This is a genomic window from Lentzea indica, assembly GCF_012184385.1.
Taxonomy (GTDB): domain Bacteria; phylum Actinomycetota; class Actinomycetes; order Mycobacteriales; family Pseudonocardiaceae; genus Lentzea; species Lentzea indica.
Map to the genome: position 1 here is coordinate 1 of NZ_VSRL01000440.1, position 4,002 is coordinate 4,002.

A 4,002-nucleotide genomic window follows, 5' to 3' on the forward strand; every position below is an offset into this window, starting at 1 on the left:
AGCCCTTGGTCAGACTTGTTGATCGTGGTTGACGACCTGTCTACCAAGGGCTTCACCCATGCCTGAGCCCACCCCACCTGCAAGATCAGGATGGAAAAGGCTCACCACCAACTCGGTGTTGGTGGTACTTGCAGACGCCAGAGCAGCCTTGACGGCTTAATCTACATAGGTAGCATTGGCGGCGTGGAGCCACTGCAGCGCATCGGCAAGGCCACGGTGGACGTGCTCGAGGTGCTGCTCGGCACTGAAGAGCCGCGCTGGGGCCTGGAGATCATCAAGCTGACCGGGCGGCCGTCGGGCAGCGTCTATCCGTTGCTGGACAGGCTGGAGCGGGCCGGCTGGGTCACGTCGTCGTGGGATGACGACGCGGAACGGCGCGGGCCGCGGCGGCGGATGTACCGGCTGACGCCCGAAGGGGCCGCTGAAGCTCGCCGGGTCGTCGCGAGGGCTGCCTCGGCGCCGCGTTGGGTGCCGAGGACGGCGCAATGAGAGTCGCGTTGTTGTTGGTGCGGTTCGCGGCGGCGGTGGTGGGCGATGACCGCTATCGCGAGCAGTGGGAAGCGGATGTTGTTGGGGCGCGCGAACTTGGCATGTCGCCGTTGAGCGTGGCGTTCGGGGCTGTGCGCGCTGTCGTTGCTATGCCTTCGAAGGGGGCTGTCATGGCTGGGATCGGTCCGTTGGGTATCGCGTTGAAGCACGCCCAGACGCCGCGTGGGCGAGTGCTCGCCATAGCCGTTGTGTCGGCGTTGTTGTTGCTGGGCGGCGCTGTAATGCTGTTCGCATGAGCAAATAGCTCGGTGTCGTTTCGGCAGGTCCGGGCTTAGCTTCGGGCGGTGGCAAACGAACTGACCATTCCGCTCCTGCCCTGTCCTTCCATCGACGAGATCGCGTCGTTCTACGAGATGCTCGGCTTCGAGATCACCTATCGGCAGACGCGGCCGAACCCGTACGTCGCACTGCGGCGTGAAGACATCAACCTGCACTTCTTCGGGATGGACGACTACGACCCGGCGCAGTCGTACAGCACGTGCCTGGTCATCGTGCAGGACACCGCTCCGCTGTTCGAGGCGTTCGCGGCGGGGATGCGCGCTGTGCACGGCAAGTTGCTCATGTCCGGCATTCCGCGGATGACCCGGCCGCGGCTGCGCAACGACCGGTACACCGGGTTCACCGTCGTCGATCCCGGCGGCAACTGGATCCGGATCAACAAGGCCGCCAAGGAACCCGAGGCGCAGACCAAGCTCGCCAAAGCCATGGAGAACGCCGCGAGGCAGGCGGACGCGCACGGCGACGAACGCCAGGGGCTGAAGATCCTGGAAGGCGCGTTGAAGCGGGCGACCGGCGACGAACCGGAGATTCAGGCGGTGCGGGAGTACCGCGACGAGCTCGTCGAACGGATCAAGGGGTCTGAGCCGCGTCCAGGCGCTTGAGCGCGGCCCTGACCACCTCGGGGTCGTAGGTCGTCCAGAACGGAGGGAGTGAGGCGCGCAGGAAGCCGCCGTAGCGGGCGGTGGCCAGCCTCGGATCCAGGACGGCCACGACGCCCTTGTCCGACATCGACCGCAGCAACCGGCCGGCGCCCTGGGCCAGCAGCAGTGCTGCGTGGGTCGCCGCGACCGTCAGGAAGCCGTTGCCTCCCCTGGAGTTGACGGCTTTCTGGCGTGCGGAGGCCAGCGGGTCGTCCGGCCTGGGGAACGGGATCCTGTCCATGATCACGAGCTGGAGGGACGGGCCGGGCACGTCCACGCCCTGCCACAGCGACAGCGTGCCGAACAGGCACGTGCGCTCGTCCTCGGAGAACTTCTTGACCAGCAGGCCTGTCGAGTCGTCGCCCTGGCACAGGATCGGATAGTCGAGCTTGTCCCGCAGCGCGTCCGTGGCGGCCTTGGCCGCGCGAGTGGAGGAGAACAGCCCGAGAGCGCGACCGCCGGCCGCGTTCACCAGGCCCTCGATCTCGTCCAGGTACTCCGGCGGCAGCCCGTCGCGGCCAGGCTGCGGCAGATGCCTTGCCACGTAAAGGATGCCGCTCGACCCGTGCTGGAACGGCGAGCCGACGTCCAGTCCGGTCCACTTCGGACCGTCGATGTCCTTCTCCGTGGCCGCGCCCTCGATCTTGCGGACCTTCTCCGACGGCGGCAGGCCCCACTGGCGCGCCATCGTGTCGAAGGCGCCGCCCAGCGTCAGCGTCGCGGACGTCAGAACCGTGGTGCGCTTGGCGAACAGTCGTTCTCGCAGCAGTCCGCCCACGCCGAGCGGGGCGACCCTGAGCGTGGGCGTCTTCTGGTTGAAGTCGCCCGACACCCACACGACGTCGCGTTCCTCGTCGAACGCCTCCAGCACGCGCACCGCGCAGTCGTGGACCTCCTCCAGCAACGCCAGCGCGAGCTTGCGCGCCGTCGCTCCGTCCGGGTCCTCCTTGCGCTCGGGCCCCATGGCCGACACGCAGTTGTGCGCCGCGTCGCGCGTGGCGGCGAGCGCGCCCGCCAACGCACGGGGGAGCGCGTCGAGCCTGCCCGCCGGCATGTCCTCGAGGATCATCGCCAGCCCGTCGCTCGCCTCGGCCAGCCGGTCCGCGACGTCCTGGTCGATGAGCCGGCCGCACCTGCGCGCGCCATCGCCACGGAGGCCCCGCTGAGCTCTTCCGTGGCCACCGACGTGATGCGGTCGACGAGGTCGTGTGCCTCGTCGATCACCACCACGTCGTGGTCCGGCAGAACCTGGTAGCCCTCCAACGCGTCGATGGCGAGCATCGCGTGGTTCGTGACCACCACGTCCGCCTTGCCGGCCTCGGCCCGCGCCCGTTCCGCGAAGCAGTCGGCCCCGATCGGGCACTTCGACACGCCGAGGCACTCGCGGGCCGTCACCGACACCTGCCGCCACGCCTGCTCGCTGACGCCGGGCACCAGCTCGTCGCGGTCGCCGGTCTCGGTGTCCGACGACCACTCGTGCAGCCGCTTGACCTCACGGCCGAGCCGCGACACCGCGAACGGGTCGAACAGGCCGGCGTCCTCCGGCTCGTCCGGCGCGCCGTTGTGGACGCGGTGCATGCACAGGTAGTTGCGCCGCCCCTTGAGGATGGCGAACTTGGGCTCCCTGCCCAGATCTGTCTTCAGCGCCTTCGCCAGCCGCGGCAGATCCCGGTCGACGAGCTGGCGCTGCAGCGCGATCGTGGCCGTCGAGACCACCACCGTCTCGTCCTCGGCCACGGCGTGCCTGATGGACGGCACGAGGTACGCCAACGACTTGCCGGTGCCCGTTCCCGCTTGCACCGCGAGATGCTCGCCCGTGCGGATCGAGTGGTCGACGGCCTCGGCCATCTCCACCTGACCGGGGCGCTCCGCACCACCGACGGCGTGGACGGCGGTTTCGAGCAGGCTCAGCGTGGGGGGAACTTCAGGCACGAGACAGACCGTACCCGGCACGTCCGACAGTCCCGGTCAGGTGTCGCGGACTCAGTCGCCGCCACCGCCGCCGCACCCGCCACCACAGCCGCTCCCGCCGCCGTCACTCGAAGAACAGCCGCTGGACGAACAGCCGCTCCCGCAGCTGCTGCCGGACGACGTGTCGCGCGCCGGCATCATCCCGAGCATGAGGGGCGTCAGCCCGAACATCCCGGCGACCGCGAGCCTGCCGATCCTGCCGCGCAGTCCGAGCGCCGCGACCGCGCCCATCGGGTCCTGCGGGGAGACTCGCCGCACGGACCGGTTCGCCAACCGGTACCCGGCCCTGGTCCGCAGCCGGCCGGGGTCGCGTGCGCTCAGGACCGTGGCCCAGACGATCAGCAACGCCCCTCCTGCGAAGAACGCCCACCGCGGGACTTCGGCGATGCGCGGCACGGCTTCTGTCACGAGCCCGAGGAGTTCCGGCCAGACGAGGCCGACGAACCCCGCCAGCACGAGGCCGATCCCCAGCGTGAACAGCCACGGGTAGAGCCTGGGCCGCCACGAACGCCTGCGCCGGAGCAGGCCGCGGTCAGCCAGGTGGGAGCGCAGGCCCGCCGCC

The 4,002-nt window shown here is 69.6% G+C and carries 4 protein-coding genes and 1 pseudogene; 3 read left to right on the forward strand and 2 right to left on the reverse strand.

Annotated elements, in window-relative coordinates; translation table 11 throughout:
- The first annotated feature begins 183 nt into the window (after nt 1-183).
- The 3 genes from FXN61_RS47930 to FXN61_RS47940 are packed head-to-tail and all read left to right on the forward strand — an operon-like array spanning nt 184 to nt 1,430.
- Nucleotides 184-489 (forward strand): helix-turn-helix transcriptional regulator, encoded by a 306-nt coding sequence (locus FXN61_RS47930; protein WP_167980414.1) that lies wholly within the window; start codon nt 184-186, stop codon nt 487-489.
- Nucleotides 486-785 carry a hypothetical protein gene (locus FXN61_RS47935; RefSeq protein WP_167980415.1) on the forward strand — a complete coding sequence of 100 codons (300 nt, stop codon included), beginning with the start codon at nt 486-488 and terminating at the stop codon, nt 783-785. The genes FXN61_RS47930 and FXN61_RS47935 overlap by 4 nt, the downstream gene beginning before the upstream one ends.
- A 48-nt stretch (nt 786-833) precedes the next feature.
- Nucleotides 834-1,430: a DUF8817 family protein gene (locus tag FXN61_RS47940; RefSeq protein WP_167980416.1), complete on the forward strand. Its 597-nt coding sequence runs from the start codon at nt 834-836 to the stop codon at nt 1,428-1,430.
- Here the strand turns inward: FXN61_RS47940 and FXN61_RS47945 are convergent.
- Both FXN61_RS47945 and FXN61_RS47950 read right to left on the reverse strand, forming a co-directional pair.
- A pseudogene (locus FXN61_RS47945) lies at nt 1,399-3,431 on the reverse strand (ATP-dependent DNA helicase). The gene FXN61_RS47940 and the pseudogene FXN61_RS47945 overlap by 32 nt on opposite strands.
- A gap of 21 nt (nt 3,432-3,452) precedes the next feature.
- Nucleotides 3,453-4,002: hypothetical protein (locus FXN61_RS47950; RefSeq protein WP_223165903.1), on the reverse strand; the 550-nt coding region annotated here is incomplete at its 5' end.